Genomic DNA, 18,780 nt, shown 5'->3' on the forward strand with positions numbered 1-18,780 from the left:
CCGGAAGTGGTGCGCATTATAGGGGCTCAGAATTAGCCGTCAACACTAAAAGCGGCTTTTTTTCGGAAAACGTCCGAAATCCACCTACATAACCGCCAATGCCACTATCCGGACAAAGAAAAGCCCCGCCGTGATCTGGCGATACGCCAGTCACAACGGGGCTGGTGCGAAGCCCGCCCCTCAGAGAACCGCTTTCTTGCGGCGACGAATAAGGAACTGCACGGGACCGGAAAGCGCGTAGGCCAGGAAGATCAGCAGGAGAACTCGCGGCGGGTCGCTGAAGATGACCGCGAACACCAGCACCACGATAAGGATGGCCACAAACGGCACACGCCCTTTCAAGTCCAGATCCTTGAAGCTGTAGTACTTGATGTTGCTGACCATCAGGAGCCCGGCGGCGGCCACCATCAACGCAAACAACATCACCAGCGGGATCGGCATATGCACACCTTCCACGCCGAAGTCGCGCAGCGTCCACACGGTTCCGGCCACCACACCCGCTGCCGCCGGGCTGGCAAGACCAATGAAGAAGCGCTTGTCGACCTTGCCGATCTGCGTATTGAAGCGCGCCAAGCGCAACGCCGCGCAGGCGACATAGATGAATGCGACCGTCAGGCCGACGTTGACCAGCCCGGACAGCGCCCACTCGTAGGCCAGCACCGCCGGTGCCAGGCCGAATGCAACCATGTCGGACAGCGAATCGTATTCGGCGCCGAAGGCACTCTGCGTATTGGTCAGGCGGGCGACACGTCCATCGAGGCTGTCCAGCACCATCGCGACGAAGATCGTTACCGCGGCGACTTCGAAGCGGCCGTTCATTGCGCTGATGATGGAATAGAAGCCTGCGAACAGATTGGCCGTGGTGAACAGGTTGGGCAGGAGGTAAACGCCACGGTGACGAACCTTGCGCCCCTCGGCGTCGTGACCTTCTTCGATGTGTTCATCGATGGGCAACAGACTGTCGGCCAGGGGGTCTTTTTTCGGTTCCTCGGGTTGATCGGTCATTAGCAGTACCTTGCAACGGATTCGTAAATTGGACAGGGTCGAACATTCAGGGTTCGAGCTTGCGCCTGCGTGGCGCTTTATACCAGAACGGGCCTGTAACGAAAAAACGCGGCCGAAGCCGCGTTTTTTCATTCGTGCAACCAGCCTTAGTTCTTGGCTTTGTCGACGATCTTGTTAGCCGAGATCCAGGGCATCATCGCGCGCAGACGCTCGCCGACCTGCTCGATCGGGTGAGCGGCGTTGTTGCGACGATACGCCGTCATGGACGGGTAGTTGCCGGCGCCTTCGGCGATGAACATCTTCGCGTACTCGCCATTCTGGATGCGCTTGAGTGCGTTGCGCATGGCCTGACGGGATTCGGCGTTGATGACTTCCGGGCCGGTCACGTACTCGCCGTACTCGGCGTTATTGGAGATCGAGTAGTTCATGTTGGCGATACCGCCTTCGTACATGAGGTCGACGATCAGCTTCAGCTCGTGCAGGCACTCGAAGTAGGCCATTTCCGGCGCGTAACCGGCTTCGACCAGGGTTTCGAAGCCGGCCTTGACCAGCTCGACGCAACCGCCACAGAGAACGGCCTGCTCGCCGAACAGGTCGGTTTCGGTTTCGTCCTTGAAGGTGGTTTCGATGATGCCGGTACGACCACCGCCCACGCCGCAGGCGTAGGACAGGGCGACGTTCTTGGCATTGCCGGAAGCGTCCTGATAGATCGCGACCAGGTCAGGGATGCCGCCGCCCTTGACGAACTCGGAGCGCACGGTGTGACCCGGCGCTTTCGGCGCGATCATGATCACGTCGAGGTCGGCACGCGGCACGACCTGGTTGTAATGGATGGCGAAGCCGTGGGCGAAAGCCAGGGTCGCGCCCTTCTTCAGGTTCGGCTCGATCTCGTTCTTGTACAGCTGCGACTGGAACTCGTCCGGGGTGAGGATCATCACCACGTCGGCGGCAGCGACGGCGCTCGGCACGTCGGTGACTTTCAGGCCATGGGCTTCGGCCTTGGCGACGGTGGCGGAACCTGCACGCAGGCCGACGGTGACGTCGACGCCCGAGTCCTTCAGGTTGCACGCATGGGCGTGGCCCTGCGAGCCGTAGCCGATGATGGCGACTTTCATGCCCTGAACGATGGAGAGGTCGCAGTCTTTGTCGTAATAAACTTTCATGAACGTTTCCTTCTATTTACCTGTTGGGCCTCGCGGCCACTCGCTAATTGGGTCAGATGCTCAGCACTTTGTCGCCACGGGAGATACCGGTGACGCCGCTGCGTACGGTCTCCAGGATCGACGCGGTGCCGACCGCCTGGATGAAGCTGTCCAGCTTGTCGCTGGTTCCCGCCAACTGGATCGTGTAGACGCTGCTGGTGACGTCGACGATCTGCCCGCGGAAGATATCGGTGGTGCGCTTGACCTCGGCGCGCTGCGCGCCGGTGGCCTTGACCTTCACCAGCATCAGCTCGCGCTCGATGTGGGCGCTCTCGGACAGGTTCACCAGCTTGACCACCTCGATCAGCTTGTTGAGGTTCTTGGTGATCTGCTCGATGACTTCATCCTGGCCGACGGTGGTCAGGGTCAGACGCGACAGGGTCGGGTCCTCGGTCGGCGCCACGGTGAGGCTTTCGATGTTGTAGTTGCGTTGGGAGAACAGGCCGACCACGCGGGACAGCGCGCCCGGTTCGTTTTCCAGCAACAGGGAAATGATGTGTCGCATGCTCAGGTCCGCTCCGTCTTGCTCAGCCACATGTCACGCATCGCGCCGCCCCGGATCTGCATCGGGTAGACGTGCTCGCTGGTATCCACCGCGATATCGAGGAACACCAGGCGATTCTTCATCGCGAAGGCTTCCTCCAGGCCTGGCTTGAGGTCCTTCAGCTCGGTGATGCGCATGCCGACGTGGCCATAGGCCTCGGCCAGTTTGACGAAGTCGGGCAGCGACTCCATGTAGGAATGCGAGTAGCGGCTGCTGTACTGCATGTCCTGCCATTGACGGACCATGCCCAGCGCGCCGTTGTTGAGGTTGACGATCTTCACCGGCAGGTCGTACTGCAGGCAGGTCGACAGCTCCTGGATGTTCATCTGGATGCTGCCCTCGCCGGTCACGCAGGCCACGTCGTCATCCGGGAAGTTGAGCTTGACGCCCATCGCCGCCGGGAAGCCGAAGCCCATGGTGCCGAGGCCGCCGGAGTTGATCCAGCGGTTGGGCTTGTTGTAGCGGTAGTACTGCGCCGCGAACATCTGGTGCTGACCGACATCGGAGGTGATGTAGGCGTCGCCCCGGGTCACGTCGTAAAGCGCTTCGATCACCGCCTGCGGCTTGATGATCGAACCGTCACCCTTGTCGTACGGGAACAGGCCGCGGTCGCCGCGCCACTCTTCGATCTGCTTCCACCAGCTGGCGACGGTTTCCTTGTTCGGCGTCTGGCCGATTTCCTTGAGCACCGCGACCATCTCGGCGAGCACGCTGTCCACCGGTCCCACGATCGGGATGTCTGCCTTGACGGTCTTCGAGATGGACGCCGGGTCGATGTCGATATGGATGATCTTCGCGTTCGGGCAGAACTTCGCCGCCGTCTCGCCATTGATCACGCGGTCGTCGAAGCGCGCACCGACGGCGAGGATGACGTCGGCGTGGTGCATCGCCAGGTTGGCGGTGTAGCTGCCGTGCATGCCGAGCATGCCGACGAACTGACGGTCGCTGCCCGGATAGGCGCCCAGGCCCATCAGCGTATTGGTGACCGGCAGGTTCAGCAGTTGCGCCAGCTCGGTCAGGGCCGCGGAAGCACCGCCCATGATCACGCCACCGCCGGAGTACATCACCGGGCGCTTGGCCGCGAGCAGCATCTCGGCTGCCTTGCGGATCTGCCCCGAGTGCCCGCGAACGGCCGGGCTGTAGGAGCGCAGCTTGACCTTCTTGGGATGGACGTACTCGAACTTCTGCGTCGGATCGCCCATGTCCTTGGGAATATCCACCACCACCGGACCGGGGCGACCGGATTCGGCGATGTAGAAGGCCTTCTTCAGAACCTCGGGGATTTCCGACGGGTGCTTGATCATGAAGCTGTGCTTCACGATCGGCCGGGAGACGCCGACCATGTCGGTTTCCTGGAAGGCATCGGTACCCACCACGGTGCTCGCCACCTGGCCGGAGATGACCACCATCGGGATCGAGTCCATGTACGCGGTGGCGATGCCGGTGATGGCGTTGGTCGCACCGGGACCCGAGGTCACCAGTACCACGCCGGCACGGCCGGTCGCCCGCGCATAGCCATCGGCCATGTGCGTGGCGGCCTGTTCGTGGCGAACCAAAATGTGCGTTACCGCCGGTTCCTTGAACAGGGCATCGTAAATATGCAGGAGGGCACCGCCCGGGTACCCATAGATGTACTTAACGCCTTCGTCACGCAGGAAGCGGACGACCATTTCAGCGCCAGATAAGAGCTCCACGTTTGTCACCTCTAGAACGCCAGAATGCCATCCACGATGGATGGCCCTAATAGGTCTACTGCCAAGCAGAGCATGAGCGACGGTGGTCGCCGACTACGTCAGCTACTGACTGAGCAAGTATTGGGAAGGCGCCAGACTGTTGCGGTGCCATCCCACCCAGCGCGAGGTAACGCGTTGCGGGTGTTACAGGTCGGCGCGGGTATGCGCCTCATGTCTGCTGAGCTGCGGCCTGCTTGCGGCGGACCCCACTACAGCGAGCGTTGAATTGTTCGGATTAGACCGGCGCAAGTCAAGTCGCGCGTCATGCTTTATTGGATTAGGCCGTGATGCGCTGCAGGATCGCGACGAGCGGCTTTTGGTTATAGTAGCGACACGTACCACCGCTAATCCAAGGACACCGCATGCACCGCATGATCCTCGCCGGCAGCCTGCTGCTGGCTCTCGCCGCCCCCGTTTCGGCCCAGGTCTACAAATGGGTGGACGCCGAAGGCATCACCCATTTTGGCTCGCAACCGCCACAGGGCCAAGCCGCCACGGCGGTAGACACCGCGGCGGCGCCCTCCAAGCCGGCAGCGCAGGTTCCTTCGCCAGGCAGCCTGCCGAAGCTCGACAGCCAGATGGAAGACGACGAGCAGGGCGCGATCGACGCCAAGGTGAAGGAAGAGGTCGCGGCGCGCGAGGCCGAGCGCAAGCGTTACTGCGATGCGGTGCGAACCAACCTCGCCCAGCTGCAGAACAATCCGCGGGTGCAGGTGAACATCGATGGGCAGGTGCGTCGTCTTCGCGAGGACGAGCGCCAGTCGCGGATCGCCGAGAGCCAGAAGGCGATCGCCGAAAACTGCAGCAAGTGACCCGCTAGCCTCGACCGACGATCAGTCGGTCGAATTCGCCGAGGGCCTCCAGCAGCCCTCGCGCCTGATAGACCCTGTCGCGATAGACCTCTTCAGCCATTTCGCGGATTCCCGATACCGCCGGCAGCGCGGCGTCGTTTTCCAGCAGCAGCTTCATCCGCGGCAGAAAGATCCACTGCAGCCATTGCTCGAACTCCAGCGTATCGATGCAGAACGGCTCGAGGCTGGACAGCGCGGCCTCGCTCGGTGAGACGTCCGCCCACCAGCCCTGTACCCGCAGCTCGCGCTCGATCAGCAACAACTGCTCGGCCACCGCCGGGAAACGCGAATCCACTACAGATTGACCTTCGCCTGAGCGCGCGCCTGGGCGGCACCCGCGCTGTCACCCTGCCGTTCGCGGGCCTGGGCGATCAGGTTCCACAGGCTGCCCTGCAAGGCGGGGCGCCCGTTGGCGTAGGTCAGCCCGCGCCGCGCCAGTTGCTCGGCCTGGGCGGCGTCGCCCTGGGCCAGCCGCACTTCGGCGAGGCGATAGAGCACCTGCGGCTCGCGCGGGGCAATGCGCTGGGCACGCTCGAGGCTGGATGATGCGCCGTTGAGATCGCCGCCGCTCTGCTGTTGCTGCGCGGAGGTCAGCAGCGCCAGCACCGGTCCGTCGAGCTGTTCATCGGCGGACAGCACGCTGCCGCCGGCACTGGGAATCCCGCTCGGCGCGGGCGCCGCGTACTGCGGCGTCGAGGCGTACGGGGCCGGCGCGGAATAACTGCCGCCGGTCACCGGGCCGACGGTGATCGGCGTGGTGCTGAGCGGTGCGCTGCTGGTCGCGCCGCCGTAAGGGGTGGAGGTCGCCGGATAGCTCTGCACCGGCGACGATCCGGCGCCACCGGGCACCATCACCACCACGCCGGAATCTTCCTCGATGGCGCGGGGCTGGGTCTGCGCGGCGGGCGGAGTGTAGCCGCCACTGCGAGAGAAGCGCTGCTCGCCGTTGGAGACCGGGGCGCCGGCGTCGACGACCGGCACCGAGCCGCGCGGGTTGGTGGTACAGCCGGCGAGCAGGGCGAGGACCGCCAGTGCAGGGAAAACCTTGTTCAACTTCATAACCTCCTGGCTCATGGCAGCCAGCCCTTGACCCAATCCATCACCGAGTCGACGGGCGCCTGAATACCGCCACAGCCGGTGCCGGCCGGCGGCTCGCTGCCGCGAATATACGGCATCTGTACGGAATTCGGGCAGCTCTGGTCGGAGCCCTGCCCGGTGCTCGCATCGATCCAGGCCAGCACCACGTTGTCCGGCATCGGCATGTCCAGCGGCAGCGGATCGGACCGGCGCATGAAGTTCGTCCACACCTGCAGCGCGCCGGTGGCGCCGGTCAGCGGGGTCTGCCCGTTGTCGTCGCGGCCGAGCCAGACCACCGCCAGCAGGTCCTGGCTGAAACCGGCGAACCAGCTGTCACGCGAATCGTTGGATGTGCCGGTCTTGCCGGCCAGGGTCAGCGACGCCGGCAGCTGGTTGTAGACCGAGCGCCCGGTGCCCTCGCGCATCACCCGCTGCATGGCGTTCTGTACCAGGTAGATGGCACCCGGATCGAAGCGCTGCTGGATCTGGAACGGATAGCGCTTGAGCGGCTCGCCGTCCGCCGCCAGCACGCTGCGGATACCGCGCAACGGCGTGTTAAAGCCACCGTTGGCGAGCGTCTGGTACATGTTGCTGACTTCCATCGGGCTCAGCGAACCGGCGCCGAGAAGCATCGACGGGAATGCCGGCCACTGCCGCGAAATGCCCAGCCGCTCGAGGGTCTTCAAAACGTTCGGCACACCCAGCTCCAGGCCGAGCTTGGCCGTCGACAGGTTGAGCGAGTTGGCCAGCCCCTGATAGAGGAAGATCGAGCCACGCGCCTTGTGATCGAAGTTCTGCGGACTCCAGACCTGGCCGTCCTTGCCCTTCACCGAGAACGGCTCGTCCTGCACGATGCTGGTCAGGGTGTAGCGGCTGGGCTGCTCCAGCGCGGTGAGGTAGACCGCAGGCTTGACCAGCGAGCCGATCGGCCGCACCGCGTCGATCGCCCGGTTGAAGCCGGCGAAACGCGGCTGACGACTGCCGATCAGCGCCTGTACCTCGCCGGTTTCGGGGTTGGTCACGACCATCGCCGCCTCGACCTGATCGATGCCCTTGCGCGTGCCGAGGCGCTTGAAGGTCTCTGCCATCGCGCTTTCGGCCTTGAACTGCAGGATCGGGTCGAAGCTGGTGAAGATGCGCAGGCCTTCCTCGGTGAGGTCTTCCTCGCGGTAATCCTCGCGCATCTGCCGTTTGACCAGGTCGATGAAGCCCGGATACGAGGTATCGGCCATGCTGCCGCGGGAGGTCACGCCCAGCGGTTTCTGCTTGGCCGCCGCGGCTTCCTCGGCGGTGACCACGCCCTGCTCGGCGAGCACGTCGAGCACCAGGTTGCGCCGTTCCAGCGCGCGCTCCGGATTGCGCCGCGGGTTGTAGTAGGTCGGCCCCTTGACCATGCCGACCAGCAGGGCGACCTGATGCAGCTTGAGTTCGGAGAGCGGCTGACTGAAGAAGTACTGGCTGGCCAGGCCGAAGCCGTTGATCGAACGCTGACCGTCCTGCCCGAGGAACACCTCGTTGAGGTAGCCCTCGAGAATGTCGTTCTTGTCGTAGTGCATCTCCAGCAGCACCGCCATCATCGCTTCGGTGGCCTTGCGGGTGAGGCTGCGCTCGTTGGTCAGGTAGAAGTTCTTCACCAGCTGCTGGGTCAGCGTGCTGCCGCCCTGGCGCAACTGGCCGGCACTGGCGTTGACCCACATGGCGCGGGCGATGGATTTGGGCGAGACGCCGAAGTGGTGGAAGAACTCGCGATCCTCAACCGCCACCAGGGTTTCCACCAGGTAGGCGGGCACCTGATCCAGCTTGATCAGGATGCGGTCCTCGTTATGCGCCGGGTAGATGCCGCCGATCATCAGCGGCTCCAGACGCGCCACGGCGAGGTCCTTGCCGTCGGCCTGGCTGAGGCCGGCGACGTAGCTGCCGGAGAAGCGCACGCGGATCGACTTGGAGGGCTCGGCGCCCTCGTAGAACTGGAAGCCGCGGGTATAGAGGCCGACGGTATTGCCTGCCACCGAGGCGGAGCCAGGCCCCTCCACGGAGGGCTCGCGCCGGTAGCCGAGGGCATCGAGTTCCTTGAGGAAGTCGTCCTTGCCCAGCTTCAGCCCGGTGAACAGTTCCAGCGGCCGCGCATAGACCTTGGCCGGAACCGTCCAGCGCTTGCCGGAGAATTTTTCCTGGACCACGGCATCGAGGTAAACCGCGAAACCGGCCAGTGCGACCAGGCCGACGAGGCCCAGCTTCAATACCCAGCCGAATAGAGTTCGCCAGCCGCCGGAGGGGCGTTTGGCACGGGAGCGAGAGGAGCGGGAACGAGTCATGGCGGCGGATTATACGCACTTTGCCAGGGCCGGGCAGGCGCCTCCCGGCGGTTTGCATCACCGCCCGCAGTCGCCATAATGCCGGCTCCGAAACGAACCCGAAGGCAAGGAAAGACCGTGAGCCAAGCACTGATAGCCGCGCTGCAGAACCCGGCCCTGTACGCCCACCCTGTCGAGGGATTCCAGGTCATCGAGACGCATATCTCCTGGGTCCTGCTCACCGGCCCCTTTGCCTACAAGATCAAGAAGCCGGTGAATTTCGGCTTCCTCGACTTCACCACGCTCGAGGCCCGCAAGCATTTCTGCGAAGAGGAAGTGCGCCTCAACCAGCGCCTGACCAAGAACCTCTACCTCGATGTGATCGCCATCGGCGGCCGCCCCGAGGCCCCGATGCTGAACGCCGACGTCGCGCCCATCGAGTACGCCATCCGCATGAAGCAGTTCCCGCAAAGCGACCTGCTCAGCGCGGTACAGGCCAGGGGCGAACTGGGCAACGCACAGATCGACCAGTTGGCCGGATCGATCGCGCACTTCCACCTGGACGCCCCCAAGGTGCCGGCGGACAACCCGCTGGGCTCGCCGGAAAACGTGCGCGCGCCGGTGACCCAGAACTTCGAACAGATTCGCCCGCTGCTGCGCGACGCCGCCGACCTGACCCAGCTCGATGCCCTGCAAGCCTGGGCCGACAGCAGTTTCGAGCGCCTCGAAGGCTTGTTCGCCCAGCGCAAGGCCGAGGGCTTCATCCGCGAATGCCACGGCGACATTCACCTGGGCAACGCTGCTGTCGTCGACGGCCAGGTGGTGCTGTTCGACTGCATCGAGTTCAACGAACCCTTCCGCCTCACCGACACCTATGCCGATGTCGGCTTCCTGGTCATGGACCTGGAAGATCGCGGCCTCAAGTGCCTGGCGCGGCGCTTCCTCAGCGGCTACCTGGAGCTGACCGGCGACTACCAGGGGCTGGAACTGCTCAACTACTACAAGGCCTACCGCGCCATGGTTCGGGCCAAGGTCACGCTGTTCGGTCTGACCGAGCAGAGCACCCCGGTGGAGCGCGCCGCCGCGCTGCGCCAGTACCGCCGCTACGCCAGCCTGGCGGAAAGCTACAGCGCCATCCCCTCGCGCTTCCTGGCGATCACCCACGGCGTATCGGCAGTCGGCAAGAGCCACGTCGCGCTGCGCCTGGTCGAAGCGCTGGGGGCCATCCGCCTGCGCTCGGACGTCGAACGCAAACGCCTGTTCGGCACCCAGCAGAGCACCGACAAGGGCCATCTGGACGCCGGCATCTATCACCCCGACGCCAGCCTCGCCACCTACCAGCATCTGCACCGGCTGGCCGATACCGTGCTGCACGCCGGCTTTCCGGTGGTGATCGACGCCACCTACCTCAAGCAGGCGCAGCGGCGCGGGGCGGCCCAGGTCGCCGAAGAGACCGGCGTGCCCTTCCTGATCCTCGACTGCCAGGCGCCTGAGGCGGTGATCGCCGGCTGGCTGGAACAGCGGCAGCAGGAGGCGCGCGACCCCTCCGACGCGACGCTGGAGGTGATCAAAACCCAGCAGGCCACCCGCGAACCGCTGGACGCCGAACACCAGGCGCACAGCAAACGCGTCGACACCCACGACGCCGCCAGCCTGGACAGCCTGGTGGCGCGCATCCGCGACCGTCTTCCCGGCCTCTGAGGCCGCCCCGTGTGCGCCGGGCAGAGCGCGCCGCACCCTCTATACTGGCGAGTAGCTTTCCACCGGGAGCTCGCCATGAGCCAGCCACATCAACTCGACAACCCGCTCTATGTCCTGTTGCGCGACGACAAGGTCCACGCCTTCAACGAAGGCAAGCCGCAGGAAGGCGAGATCGATCTTTCCGGCGGCGACTTTCGCGGGCTCGACCTGCGTCGGCTGAATCCGGAGCGGATCAACTTCACCGACGCCTATTTCCGCGGCGCCGACCTGCGCGGGCTGGACCTTCGCCAGGTGCGAATGGAGGGCGCCAGCATCGCCCACGCCCAGATATCCGGCACCTATTTCCCGGAAGCGCTGAGCGCCGATGAAATCCTCATGTCGCTGAATTTCGGCACTCGCCTGCGCTACCGCAGTGGCAGCCGATGAGCGAGGTCGTGCAACTGTTCGGCGCCCGTGCGGGCGCTTACGCGAGCTTCCGCCCGCACTACCCGGATGCGCTGTTCGACTGGCTCGCCGATCGCGCGCCGCGCCGCCGCCATGCCCTCGACATCGCCTGCGGAAACGGCCAGGCCAGCCGCCCGCTGGCGAAACGCTTCGAACGGGTGCTGGGTTGCGATGCCAGCGTCGAGCAACTGCAGGCAGCGGACATCGACGGCGTGGCGCTGTTCGCCGCCGATGCCGCACGGCAGCCGCTGGCGGATGGCAGCCTGGACCTGATCGTCGTCGCTCAGGCGCTGCACTGGTTCGCCACGCCGGCATTCTTCGCCGAGACGCGCCGCCTGCTGGTGTCCGGTGGCCTGTTCGCCGCCTGGTGCTACGGGCTGATGCGCATCGATGCGCGCACCGATGCGCTGGTCGACCACCTGTACCACGTCACCCTCGACGGCTGCTGGCCGGAAGGTCGCGCCAGCATCGAGGCCGAGTACCGCGACCTGCAGCCGCCCTTTCCACGCCTCGACGTGCCGGCGTTCAGCATGCAGGCGCACTGGAGCCTGGAGCAGCTGGCAGGCTACCTGCGCACCTGGTCGGCAGTTCAACGCTGGGAGCGCCAGCACGGGCATGACCCGATCGCCGACCTGATGCCGGCGCTGCGTCAGGCGTGGGGCAACGACAGGCACCAGCGGCGGGTGTCCTGGCCGCTACATTTCCTCGCCGGTTATCCCGCGGGCTGACCCCAACCCGCGCAAGGAGGCACGATGAACGACGAACTGCAGAGCATGAAGAACCTCGGCAAGACGTCCGCCCAGTGGCTGCATGCCGTGGGCATCCACACGCCCTCCGACCTGCGCCGCCTCGGCGCGGTGGAAGCCTATCGCAGCGTCCGGGCACGAGGTTTCCGGGCCTCGCGGGTGCTGCTGTATGCCATCGAGGGCGCGCTGCTGGACATCCACTGGAACCAGTTGCCAGAGGCGCACAAGGCGGAACTGAACGCCCGGCTGCAACAGTGAGCGCCACATTTAAGCGCTAGCTCACAGGCTGCGTATGAGATGATTTACGCGCGAAGCGGCGCCCTTTATCGTTGGGCCGTTCGTACGCTTTTGCCAGCCCAGCCAGTTCAAGGATTACTGTCATGTACCTACTCGGGGAGCAACCGGCCTACGCCGATCAGCTGATCAATCGCCTGCAGAGCATCCCCACGCAACTGCTGAAAGATCTCGCGCCGGCCGGCCCTGCGCTGCAGCTCGACCCCACCGACGATCTCGCCGAAGCGCTCCCGGGTACGCGGCTGTTCGTCATCGAAAGCGGCCTGCTGCATGCCTCCGTGGAGAACCGCCCGCTGTTCTATCTGCAGGAAGGCGATCTGCTCGGCCTGCGCCAGGGCATCGACATGCCCTCCTGCCGCTACAGCAGCGAGGAAAGCGTCAGCCTGATCCCCTACAACCGCACCGAAGTCTTCCGCCACATCTATGCCGACGAGCAACGCCAGGAGCTGTTCCTGCAGTACCTGATCGGCCAGACCGCCCTCCTCTCCGACGCGGTGGCACGACTGAAGCAGCCAGAGGTCCGCCCTTCCACCGGCTTCCAGCATTTCGCCGCCGGCGACCAGTTGATCCAGCAGGGCGACGAGGCGGACAACGTGTTCATCATCATCGACGGTCATGCCGAAGCGTTCGTCGACGGGCAGAAGGTCGGCGATGTGCAGAAGGACGAGATCTTCGGCGCGATGGCCGTGTTCACCCGCGAGAAGCGCAGCGCCAGCGTGGTTGCCAGCGAAGCCTGCACGGTGATGGTCATTCCCAAGGAGCAGTTCCTCAGCCTGATGCAGAGCAATCCGCGCATCGCCCACAGCCTGGTGGAAAGCATGGCCCGGCGCATCGACCTGATGAACAAGGAAATCACCCAGTTGCGCCGCGCGCAGCTCGACGACTGAAGCGAATCCGCATCAAACGAACCCGGCCATGTGCCGGGTTCGTGGTTTTCGGGAGGCGGATTTCAGGCGGCACAAAATAAGTGGAGGTCGGGTGTTGACTATGGAATGAGAATTGTTATTATTAACTCAACTGGTCGCGAGATCAGCCAGGTAAGCAAAGAGTCCCTCATCAGGCTCTTCGGTTATCTCCTCATCAGGCTAATCACGGTTATTGACCCGGCACTTTGCCGGGTCTTTTTTTTGCCTGCGATTTCTTGAATCCGGCGGCCTCAGCGATGCAGTTCGGCGCAGTGATCCTGTTCCGGCTGGGCGGCGGTGTACCAGATGAAATCGGCGCTGCCCGGCGCTACCTGCTGCCCGACCTCGACGAGCAGCAGCACGCTGGCATCGCGCACGCCGAGGTCAGCCAGGTGCAGCGGCACGCCCAGATCGCGGCTTGCGTGGTACGCGCCGGTGAACAACAGCGCAGGCAGCGGCGCATCGCGCAGGCGTTCGGCGATGCGCCGGTCGCGTTGCTGCTGCACCGCCAGCATCGCCGGAAGCTGCGACTCTGGCAGCAACCCGCAGTGCGACTGGCGAATCTGCTCCAGCAGCGGCTCGCGCACGGCCGGCGCGGTGGAAGCGCTGCCATTCAGCGACGGCGCCGCGCGATAGATGCCCATGATCTCGCTGCGATCGAGATTGGCCGCGAGCAACGGATAGGGTTGCGCCAGCACGTAGCGCACCAGGGGGCTGTAGCCTGCCCAATCCCAGCCTTTCTGCCAGGCCAGCGCGGCGGGCAGGTCCGTCGGTGGCGTGCCCTCGGCCACCTGCTGGCGAACCGTGTCGACGTTCGCCTGTTGTGCCGGCTCAAGCATCTCCAGCAGCACGCTGCCCTGTGCACGCCGGCTGGCGAGCGCCTGCAGCAGCCATAGCTCCAGCGCATGGTGATCCGGGTTGTCGTGCTGTTCGCCGACCAGCACTCGGTCGACTCCACCCAGGCGCTCGACCAATTGCGCGGGCGTCAGCCTCACGCCCGTGCTCGACTCGACGATCTGGCCCAACTGTGGGTCATCACGCCCCTTTGGACTCTGCCACGCGGGGATGGGCGCCAGACTCTGGCAGGCCGACAGCAGGCCGAGACAGATCAGCAGCAGTGCACGCATGGCGCGACTCCTCGGGAAGAACGATTGCTCCACGGTAAACGGAAGCTCGCACCGGGCAAAGGCTCAGCGCGCGATGATCAGCGGATGGCCGCGCTCCGGGTGGCGCTGCACCAGCACGTCGAGCCCGAACACCGCCTTTAGCGGCTCGGCCCGCAGCACCTCCTCGGGCGTACCGAGCACCTGCGGGCGACCGTCGCCCAGCAACAGCAGGCGATCGCAGTACCGCGCGGCGAGATTGAGGTCATGCAGGATCAGCAGCACCGCCGCGCCGCGCAAGGCGAATTCGCGTACTGCCTGCAACGTGGTGTGCTGGTGCAGCGGATCGAGCATGGAGGTCGGCTCGTCGAGCAGCAGCGTCTGCCCCTGCGCGCCGGGCCACAGCTGCGCCAGCACCCGCGCCAGGTGCACGCGCTGACGCTCGCCCCCGGACAATGCCAGGTAGCTGCGCCCGGCCAGGTGCGCCGCGTCCGCCGCCAGCAGCGCCGCCTCGACGATCTCGGCGTCACGGGCGCGGCCACTGGCGTGCGGCAGGCGCCCCATGCCGACCACCTCCTCCACGCGGAAGGCAAAATTCAGCGTCGACTGCTGCGGCAGCACGGCCAGTCGCTGCGCACGCTCTGCGCCGGGCCAGTGCGCCAGCGCGCGGTCGTCCAGGGTCACGTCGCCCGCGGCCGGCTGCAATTCGCCACAGAGCGCGGCGAGCAGCGTGCTCTTGCCGGCGCCGTTGGGGCCGAGCACGCCAAGCACCTCGCCGGGACGCACGTCGAGATCCACGCCCCCAAGCACCAGCGTGTCGCGACGGCGAACGTCCAGCCCACGACAGCACAACATCAGGCGCGCCCCCGCAACAGCAGATAGAGGAAAAAGGGCGCGCCGATCATCGCGGTGACGATGCCTATCGGCAGCTCCGCAGGCGCCAGCGTCAGGCGTGCGACCAGGTCGGCGAGCAGCAGCAGGCTGGCGCCGGCGAGGGCCGAAGCCGGCAGCAGGATGCGGTGATCGGGCCCGGCGATCAGGCGTACCAGGTGCGGCACCACCAGCCCGATGAAGCCGATCAGCCCGGCCGCCGCCACCGCGGCGCCGACGCCCAGCGCGGTGCAGAACACCAGCTCGCGTTTCAGTCGCTCCACCTCGAAGCCCAGGTGACGCGCCTCGGACTCACCCAGCAGCAGCGCATTCAAGGCACGCGCCCGGCGCGGCAGCCAGAGCGACACCGCCAACGCCACGATCAGCAGCGGCCAGAGCCGCGCGTAGCTGGCACCGTTCAGGCTGCCCATGTTCCAGAAGGTCAGGCTGCGCAGCGTGCTGTCGTCCGCCATGTAGGTGAACAGTCCGATCGCCGCGCCTGCCAGTGCGGTCAGGGCGATGCCGGCAAGCAGCATGGTGGCGACGCTGGTCTGGCCGTCGTGACGACCGAGCCGATAGACCAGCGCGGTCACGCCGAGCCCGCCGACGAAGGCGCAGAACGACAGCAGGTAAGGCTCGAACGCCGCGGGCACGCCGCCCAGCGAGGCCCCGGCGACAATGGCCACCGCCGCGCCAAGGGCGGCCCCGCTGGATACGCCGACCAGGCCCGGATCGGCCAGCGGGTTGCGGAACAGCCCCTGCATCGCCACCCCGGACAGCGCCAGCACCGCGCCCACGGCGAGGCCGAGCAGCGTACGCGGCAGGCGGATTTGCCCGAGGATCAGTTCGGCCTGCTCCAGGCCGGCGGCGGTAACGGGCAGTCCCACCATCCGCAACGCGGCGCGCAGCGTATCCAGCAACGGCAGGCTGACCGGCCCGAGGGCCAGCGACAGCCAGATCGCCAGCACCAGGAGGACGCCCAGGAAGATCAGCAGCCGGCGTGAACGAACGGAAGCACTCATGGTTGGCGGTCGGCGACCTTCAGCGGCGGTGCCGCAGGATAGAAGCCTGCCGACAGGTCGGCCAACGCCTGGGGAATCCGCGGTCCCAGGCCGCCGACCAGCAAGGTCGGATCGACCCAGAGGATGCGCCCGCCCTTCGCCGCCTTGGTCGAAGCCAGCGCCGGCGTGCTCTTGAGCAGCGCGGCGATGGCATCGTCACCGCTCAGCCGGCGGTCCGCGAAGACCACCACGTCAGGGTCCAGCGCCGCCATCGACTCGGCAGAGATCGGCTTGTAGCCGTCGTGCCCGGTCAGGTTCCGGCCACCGGCGTGCTCGACGAACCAGGCGGCGGCCGTGTCCTTGCCCGCGGCCATCGGGCTGTTGCCGACGTGACCGAGGAGAAACAGCACGCGCGGCGCCGGTGCGGTAACCCGCGCCTGCTCGACCCACTGTGCCTGGCGCTGCAGGCGTGCCTCGTAGTCGGCCAGGGTTCGTGCGGCTCGCTGGGGGTCGCCGAGCAGTTCGCCGAGCCGTTTCAGGTTGGCTTGCAGCGCGGGCACTTCCGGCGCGGCGGAGAGGGTTTCGATACGCACCCCGGCGGCCTTGAGCTGCGCCAGCACCGTGGGCGGGCCCATCTCCTCGCTGCCCAGCAGCAGGTCGGGCTTCAGCGCGAGGATGCCTTCCGCCGCCAGTTGCCGCTGGTAACCGATGCTCGGCAATGCACGCAGGCTGCCGGGATGCTGGCTGGTGCTGTCGACGCCGACCAGCTTGCGCTCGCCACCGAGCGCCACGACCCATTCGCTCAGCGAGCCGCCGGCGCTGACCCAGCGCTGCGGCAGGTCCTCGGCGCCGGCCAGGCCAGGCGCCGTGAGAACACCAATGAGCAGCGCGAGCGCGCCTGCGATTCGCCGCATGCTCATCCCTCCAGTACCGAAGCCTGCTCGGCCAAGGTCCGCCAGTCCTGGCGCTCCGGGGTGCCGGGCTTGCGTTCGCCGAACAGTTGAAGGACCAGCTCGCCGTCGGCATCGAAGGCTTCGAGGCTGGTGACCACGCCGTCGATGCTGGGTTTGCGCACGCGCCACAGTTCGTGGACGCCGGAAGTCTTCAGGTGCAGGTTGAACAGCGGATCGAGCACGTTGAACCACTCGCCCATCCAGCGCAGGTTGCGCACCGGCCCGGTGTGGATCTGGATGCAGTGGCGGTTGCCGACGAAGACCATCACCGGCACTTCGCGCACGCCGGCCACATCCAGCGTGCGCGGCAGTTCGGCCGACTGAAGCGGCTCGGCCCACTCAGCGCCGGCCAGGCGCAGCGCCTGGGTGCGGGCGACGGCGTGTTTCCTCAGCATCGCGTGGAAATGGTGGGTGTCCTTGAGGTCGGCCCAGTCGGCACGCAGCGCCTCGACGTCGACCGACGCGTCGGCCACGGTCGCCTCCGGCTCGGCGGCGGCCTGGAGCTCCAGTTCGGCGCTCTTCGATTCGGCGCGAAAACGCTGGATCAACGGCTCCCAGGCGGACACCTCGCTGGCCTCGGTGAGAAAGACCTTGTGCACCGCCGCGCCCTGGCGATCGAAGAACTGCAGGCTGCGGTGGGCGCCGTGGTCGGTCTGCTCGACGATGGCGAACGCGAAGGCCCAGCCGGAGAGGAAGAAGCGCAGGTCGATGTCCGGCGAAACCACCAGCCCCATCTGCCCGTTCGGCGCGATGCTGACTTCGCGGTACGGGCCCTTGCGTTCATGCACGCATTGCTCGTTGCGGGTCAGCGCCATCACCTGGCCGAGGTCGCCGAGCGCCGGCAGCAGCGTTGCCCACTCCGGACGCAGGCGCACCGCGTCGAGACCGATCCGGCTGGCGATCAGTTCGGCCTCGCTGACACCCAGCGCGGCCGCGGCATCGCGGGCGCGCAGATGTGGCTGCTGCTCGCGCAGCGATTGCCAGGCCTGGTAGAGCCGCGAGGGCGACGACGCGCCGGGAGGGGAAAGACTCATTTTCGAGGTTCCTTGGACGATCAGAAAGGCGTTGGACCATAGCGCAAGCGTTTTGCACGGGTCATCCAAACTTACACTTACTGCGCCCTCATTCTCAATTGAGATTTACTTGCAATAAAGTGCGACCGGCTGCTTCAGTCGAGGTCTCAGCGGCGCGAAGAACAGATGAAGCCCAAATGCCTGCGTTGACTTGCGCATATTCGGACGAATAATGCGCAGCCCGAATGGAGACCGCCGTGCACCTGCTCTGCACATCCGACCAACTGGCCGAAGGCCAGAGCCGCAGTTTCGTCTGCGCCGACCTGCCGCTGCTGGCGGTGCGCCGCGACGGCCGCGTGCACCTCTACCGGAACCGCTGCCCGCACCGCGGCGTGCGCCTCGACTGGCAACCCGACCGCTTCCTCGACGACAGCGGTAGCCTGATCCGCTGCGCCGTGCACGGCGCGTTGTTCCTCATCGAGGGCGGCGAATGCGTGACCGGCCCCTGTGAAGGCCAGGCGCTGGAAGCACTGGACTGCCTCGAGGACGAGCGCGGCATCTGGTTGAACGCGCAGCCGTAGGGCGGGTAAAACCAGCGAACGCCTGCTCGATCTGGACGCATCGACGCACCGATGCGTCGGGGGCAACGGTGGGCTGAAGCCCACCCTACGCGAGGCCTTCACACCGCCTGCCGATCAGTCTCAACACGCCATAGGGCACCTGAAACCCGCGAATGTACACTCGTCCTTACCGGAACGAGGATTGCACCCGCCCTGCACGAACACTCGCTCGATCCAGACGTAGGGTGGGCTTCAGCCCACGCGAAACACCGATGCATGGGCGGCGGCGGTGGGCTGAAGCCCACCCTACGGGAGACGTTCACTCCGCCCTCCCGCCGATCAACTGCAGTCCGCCATAGAACTGCCTGAAACCCGCGAACGCGCCCTCACCTGGACGCGGACTGCACCCGCCCTGCGCGAATACTCGCTCGATCCGAACGTAGGGTGGGCTTCAGCCCACGCGACACACCGATGCGTGGGGTCG

19 protein-coding genes are annotated in these 18,780 nt (G+C 65.9%); 7 read left to right on the forward strand and 12 right to left on the reverse strand.

All coding sequences use genetic code 11. The features are described 5' to 3' along the window. Positions 1–180: 180 nt before the first annotated feature. The 4 genes from pssA to B3E91_RS14685 form a co-directional block, all read right to left on the reverse strand. Positions 181–1,005: a CDP-diacylglycerol--serine O-phosphatidyltransferase gene (gene pssA / locus B3E91_RS14670; protein WP_287030124.1), complete on the reverse strand. Its 825-nt coding sequence runs from the start codon at positions 1,003–1,005 to the stop codon at positions 181–183. A gap of 146 nt (positions 1,006–1,151) precedes the next feature. Further along, positions 1,152–2,168 carry a ketol-acid reductoisomerase gene (gene ilvC / locus B3E91_RS14675; protein WP_090223535.1) on the reverse strand — a complete coding sequence of 339 codons (1,017 nt, stop codon included), beginning with the start codon at positions 2,166–2,168 and terminating at the stop codon, positions 1,152–1,154. Between the two features lie 52 nt (positions 2,169–2,220). Further along, positions 2,221–2,712: an acetolactate synthase small subunit gene (gene ilvN / locus B3E91_RS14680; RefSeq protein ID WP_090223537.1), complete on the reverse strand. Its 492-nt coding sequence runs from the start codon at positions 2,710–2,712 to the stop codon at positions 2,221–2,223. A 2-nt stretch (positions 2,713–2,714) separates the two neighbouring features. Next, complete coding sequence (locus tag B3E91_RS14685; protein ID WP_090223539.1) at positions 2,715–4,445, reverse strand: acetolactate synthase 3 large subunit; 1,731 nt, start codon at positions 4,443–4,445, stop codon at positions 2,715–2,717. 401 nt (positions 4,446–4,846) lie between these two features. On the opposite strand from B3E91_RS14685, the gene B3E91_RS14690 reads away from it, so the two are divergent. Continuing rightward, positions 4,847–5,296, forward strand: a complete 450-nt coding sequence (locus B3E91_RS14690; RefSeq protein WP_287030127.1) for a DUF4124 domain-containing protein — start codon at positions 4,847–4,849, stop codon at positions 5,294–5,296. Positions 5,297–5,300: 4 nt separating this feature from the next. On the opposite strand, the gene B3E91_RS14695 is transcribed toward B3E91_RS14690, so the two are convergent. The 3 genes from B3E91_RS14695 to mrcB are packed head-to-tail and all read right to left on the reverse strand — an operon-like array spanning position 5,301 to position 8,727. After that, positions 5,301–5,630, reverse strand: coding sequence for a YqcC family protein (locus tag B3E91_RS14695; protein WP_287030128.1), 330 nt, complete (start codon positions 5,628–5,630; stop codon positions 5,301–5,303). Then, positions 5,630–6,388, reverse strand: a complete 759-nt coding sequence (locus B3E91_RS14700) for a tetratricopeptide repeat protein (RefSeq protein ID WP_287030129.1) — start codon at positions 6,386–6,388, stop codon at positions 5,630–5,632. Before B3E91_RS14700 ends, B3E91_RS14695 begins: the two co-directional genes overlap by 1 nt. Before the next feature lie 17 nt (positions 6,389–6,405). Then, entirely contained in the window at positions 6,406–8,727 is a 2,322-nt protein-coding gene (mrcB, locus tag B3E91_RS14705; protein ID WP_287030131.1) for a penicillin-binding protein 1B, read from the reverse strand. A gap of 117 nt (positions 8,728–8,844) precedes the next feature. Between mrcB and B3E91_RS14710 the strand changes: the two genes are divergently transcribed. From B3E91_RS14710 to B3E91_RS14730, 5 genes are all read left to right on the forward strand, one after another. After that, complete coding sequence (locus B3E91_RS14710; RefSeq protein WP_287030132.1) at positions 8,845–10,407, forward strand: AAA family ATPase; 1,563 nt, start codon at positions 8,845–8,847, stop codon at positions 10,405–10,407. 75 nt (positions 10,408–10,482) lie between these two features. Continuing rightward, positions 10,483–10,833, forward strand: coding sequence for a pentapeptide repeat-containing protein (locus B3E91_RS14715; RefSeq protein WP_090223548.1), 351 nt, complete (start codon positions 10,483–10,485; stop codon positions 10,831–10,833). After that, on the forward strand, positions 10,830–11,579 hold the full coding sequence (locus B3E91_RS14720) for a class I SAM-dependent methyltransferase (protein ID WP_287030133.1): 750 nt from the start codon (positions 10,830–10,832) through the stop codon (positions 11,577–11,579). Before B3E91_RS14715 ends, B3E91_RS14720 begins: the two co-directional genes overlap by 4 nt. A 24-nt stretch (positions 11,580–11,603) precedes the next feature. After that, the gene (locus B3E91_RS14725) at positions 11,604–11,855 is read left to right on the forward strand and encodes a TfoX/Sxy family protein (RefSeq protein ID WP_090223552.1); all 252 of its coding nucleotides are present in this window, start codon (positions 11,604–11,606) and stop codon (positions 11,853–11,855) included. A 122-nt stretch (positions 11,856–11,977) separates the two neighbouring features. Further along, positions 11,978–12,778: a Crp/Fnr family transcriptional regulator gene (locus B3E91_RS14730; RefSeq protein WP_287030134.1), complete on the forward strand. Its 801-nt coding sequence runs from the start codon at positions 11,978–11,980 to the stop codon at positions 12,776–12,778. Between the two features lie 269 nt (positions 12,779–13,047). On the opposite strand, the gene B3E91_RS14735 is transcribed toward B3E91_RS14730, so the two are convergent. The 5 genes from B3E91_RS14735 to B3E91_RS14755 all read right to left on the reverse strand — a co-directional run bounded on the left by B3E91_RS14735 (position 13,048) and on the right by B3E91_RS14755 (position 17,757). Next, the gene (locus B3E91_RS14735; protein WP_287030136.1) at positions 13,048–13,923 is read right to left on the reverse strand and encodes a ChaN family lipoprotein; all 876 of its coding nucleotides are present in this window, start codon (positions 13,921–13,923) and stop codon (positions 13,048–13,050) included. Positions 13,924–13,986: 63 nt separating this feature from the next. After that, a complete protein-coding gene (locus B3E91_RS14740; protein ID WP_090223557.1) occupies positions 13,987–14,754 on the reverse strand; it encodes a heme ABC transporter ATP-binding protein in 768 nt (255 codons plus the stop codon). Further along, on the reverse strand, positions 14,754–15,737 hold the full coding sequence (locus B3E91_RS14745) for a FecCD family ABC transporter permease (RefSeq protein ID WP_287030157.1): 984 nt from the start codon (positions 15,735–15,737) through the stop codon (positions 14,754–14,756). The genes B3E91_RS14740 and B3E91_RS14745 overlap by 1 nt, the downstream gene beginning before the upstream one ends. A 50-nt stretch (positions 15,738–15,787) precedes the next feature. After that, complete coding sequence (locus tag B3E91_RS14750; protein ID WP_090223561.1) at positions 15,788–16,690, reverse strand: heme/hemin ABC transporter substrate-binding protein; 903 nt, start codon at positions 16,688–16,690, stop codon at positions 15,788–15,790. Beyond that, positions 16,687–17,757 carry a hemin-degrading factor gene (locus B3E91_RS14755; protein ID WP_287030137.1) on the reverse strand — a complete coding sequence of 357 codons (1,071 nt, stop codon included), beginning with the start codon at positions 17,755–17,757 and terminating at the stop codon, positions 16,687–16,689. The genes B3E91_RS14750 and B3E91_RS14755 overlap by 4 nt, the downstream gene beginning before the upstream one ends. 236 nt (positions 17,758–17,993) lie before the next feature. Here B3E91_RS14755 and B3E91_RS14760 point away from each other — a divergent pair, with 236 nt between their 5' ends. Further along, positions 17,994–18,317 (forward strand): Rieske (2Fe-2S) protein, encoded by a 324-nt coding sequence (locus tag B3E91_RS14760; RefSeq protein WP_287030139.1) that lies wholly within the window; start codon positions 17,994–17,996, stop codon positions 18,315–18,317. Positions 18,318–18,780 lie beyond the last annotated feature (463 nt).

Source organism: Pseudomonas sp. UBA6310, from assembly GCF_002438225.1.
Lineage (GTDB): Bacteria > Pseudomonadota > Gammaproteobacteria > Pseudomonadales > Pseudomonadaceae > Pseudomonas_O > Pseudomonas_O kuykendallii.

Excerpts from the sequence above, each read along its gene's own strand:
- pssA (WP_287030124.1), bottom strand. The coding sequence starts at position 1,005 with ATGACCGATCAACCCGAGGAACCGAAAAAAGACCCCCTGGCCGACAGT.
- ilvC (WP_090223535.1), bottom strand. The coding sequence starts at position 2,168 with ATGAAAGTTTATTACGACAAAGACTGCGACCTCTCCATCGTTCAGGGC.
- ilvN (WP_090223537.1), bottom strand. The coding sequence starts at position 2,712 with ATGCGACACATCATTTCCCTGTTGCTGGAAAACGAACCGGGCGCGCTG.
- B3E91_RS14690 (WP_287030127.1), top strand. The coding sequence starts at position 4,847 with ATGCACCGCATGATCCTCGCCGGCAGCCTGCTGCTGGCTCTCGCCGCC.
- mrcB (WP_287030131.1), bottom strand. The coding sequence starts at position 8,727 with ATGACTCGTTCCCGCTCCTCTCGCTCCCGTGCCAAACGCCCCTCCGGC.
- B3E91_RS14715 (WP_090223548.1), top strand. The coding sequence starts at position 10,483 with ATGAGCCAGCCACATCAACTCGACAACCCGCTCTATGTCCTGTTGCGC.
- B3E91_RS14720 (WP_287030133.1), top strand. The coding sequence starts at position 10,830 with ATGAGCGAGGTCGTGCAACTGTTCGGCGCCCGTGCGGGCGCTTACGCG.
- B3E91_RS14725 (WP_090223552.1), top strand. The coding sequence starts at position 11,604 with ATGAACGACGAACTGCAGAGCATGAAGAACCTCGGCAAGACGTCCGCC.
- B3E91_RS14730 (WP_287030134.1), top strand. The coding sequence starts at position 11,978 with ATGTACCTACTCGGGGAGCAACCGGCCTACGCCGATCAGCTGATCAAT.
- B3E91_RS14735 (WP_287030136.1), bottom strand. The coding sequence starts at position 13,923 with ATGCGTGCACTGCTGCTGATCTGTCTCGGCCTGCTGTCGGCCTGCCAG.
- B3E91_RS14740 (WP_090223557.1), bottom strand. The coding sequence starts at position 14,754 with ATGTTGTGCTGTCGTGGGCTGGACGTTCGCCGTCGCGACACGCTGGTG.
- B3E91_RS14750 (WP_090223561.1), bottom strand. The coding sequence starts at position 16,690 with ATGAGCATGCGGCGAATCGCAGGCGCGCTCGCGCTGCTCATTGGTGTT.
- B3E91_RS14755 (WP_287030137.1), bottom strand. The coding sequence starts at position 17,757 with ATGAGTCTTTCCCCTCCCGGCGCGTCGTCGCCCTCGCGGCTCTACCAG.